Origin of the sequence: Psychrilyobacter sp. (assembly GCF_049671765.1) — a bacterium.
Classification (GTDB): domain Bacteria; phylum Fusobacteriota; class Fusobacteriia; order Fusobacteriales; family Fusobacteriaceae; genus Psychrilyobacter.
The window spans coordinates 1-1,558 of record NZ_JBATVM010000077.1 but is presented as its reverse complement, the minus strand read 5'-3'; the positions used below and the strand labels follow the sequence as shown (position 1 = coordinate 1,558).

At 29.5% G+C, this 1,558-nt stretch carries 2 protein-coding genes and 1 pseudogene; all 3 read left to right on the top strand.

The window, feature by feature from the left end:
- Nucleotides 1-355 (top strand): hypothetical protein (locus WBG30_RS03850; RefSeq protein ID WP_424503327.1); only part of this gene is annotated, 355 nt, incomplete at its 5' end.
- Nucleotides 356-726: 371 nt separating this feature from the next.
- Nucleotides 727-1,281 (top strand): tyrosine-type recombinase/integrase, encoded by a 555-nt coding sequence (locus WBG30_RS03845; RefSeq protein WP_424503326.1) that lies wholly within the window; start codon nucleotides 727-729, stop codon nucleotides 1,279-1,281.
- Nucleotides 1,281-1,558, top strand: a pseudogene (locus WBG30_RS03840) (endonuclease); the annotation flags it as partial. The gene WBG30_RS03845 and the pseudogene WBG30_RS03840, both read left to right, overlap by 1 nt.

The window sequence follows — 1,558 nt, the reverse complement described above, 5'->3', positions numbered from 1 at the left end:
AATGAAAGGGATTAAATATGATCCTATCATATCTGGAAAGAGTTCTGCTAAATTTATACAGGGCAATGATGCAATAGAGCTTGCAACCCTCAAGAAAGAAGAATTACTTATAAAGGCAAAGAGAGCTGATGAAATTGCAGATAATATATATAACACTGTCCTTGAATTAAAGAATGAGAAAAATGGAGAGGAATTATTTAATGTTATTGATCTAAGATATTTTAAAAATAAGAAGTTTGAGGAAATAAAAAAAGAGATCCCAGAGATAGAAATTTGTACGATCTATAGGAGAAGGAAAGAAGCTCTAAGGATACTTGAAGATAAATACCTATGGGCAGTAAATGTAGTAATATAGCCTCTAAAATAGGAATGATAGTAAATTGATAGCAAATTGATAGTGTATTGATAGTAAAAGGGCTAAATTTATATGTTATAATTATAGTGGGTTAAATAGGTAAACTTATTTAGACCTCACATAAAAAAATATTTGATGCTTGGACTCGATCCAGCATCTAGCCCTTAGGGGCTTTTTTAATTTCCTTTAACTTATACTGGAATATATTTTATTTTAACTATCAATTTTACATTTTTAAGCAGATGTTAAACTGGTGTTTAGGATTAAGTATAGCCCTTTAAAATAAATGGATTTAAACGAATGGCGAGTTATACAGACTATGTATTATGTAAAACTCAAAGGGGCAAAAAGAGAAGAAAAGAGGTGATGAAGTGAAAGCAGTAGATCCAATAAGAAATTATGAAGAAATAAATGAGTTTGAAGAGAAAATGAGAACAATAGGAGAAAGAGAACATATTTTATTTTTACTTGGTATTTATACTGGACTAAGAATTTCAGATCTCTTAAAATTGAAAGTTCAAGACGTTAGAAATAAAACTCATTTAATTTTACAAGAACAAAAGACTAAGAAAATGAAAAAGGTATTTATCAATAGGTACTTAAAGACAGAGTTAAAAAAATACATTACTGGTAAGAGTAGTAATAATTTTTTAGTTCAAAGTAGAGAAGGACAGAATAAGCCTCTATCAAGACAGAGAATATGGCAAGTTTTAAAGAAAGTATCAAAAGAGATAGGATTAGATAGTATTGGCTGTCATACTCTTAGAAAAACATTTGGTTATCACTATTACAATAAAACAAAAGATGTTGTGTTCTTACAGGAGTTATATAACCACTCAAGCCCTGCTATTACACTTAGGTATATTGGAACCAGTCAAGATTTAAAAGATAAGGCAATCAACAATATGGACTTTAGGAGAAAATAATGGCTATAAAAATAAAATGTGATTATTGTGGGAAAAAGATTATATATGGAGAGAGTTGTTCCTGTGATGGGAAGAAGCAAGCAAGGGCAAAACAACAGAAGTATTACAATAAAAATAATAGAAGTAGAAATATTGAAAAGTTTTATTATTCCACCAGATGGCGAAAGATTAGAGAACAATGTAAATTAAGATACTATGGACTGGATCTATATGAGTTCTATAAGTATGGGAATATTTCTCAGGGATCATTGTCACATCATATCATAGAGTTCACAGA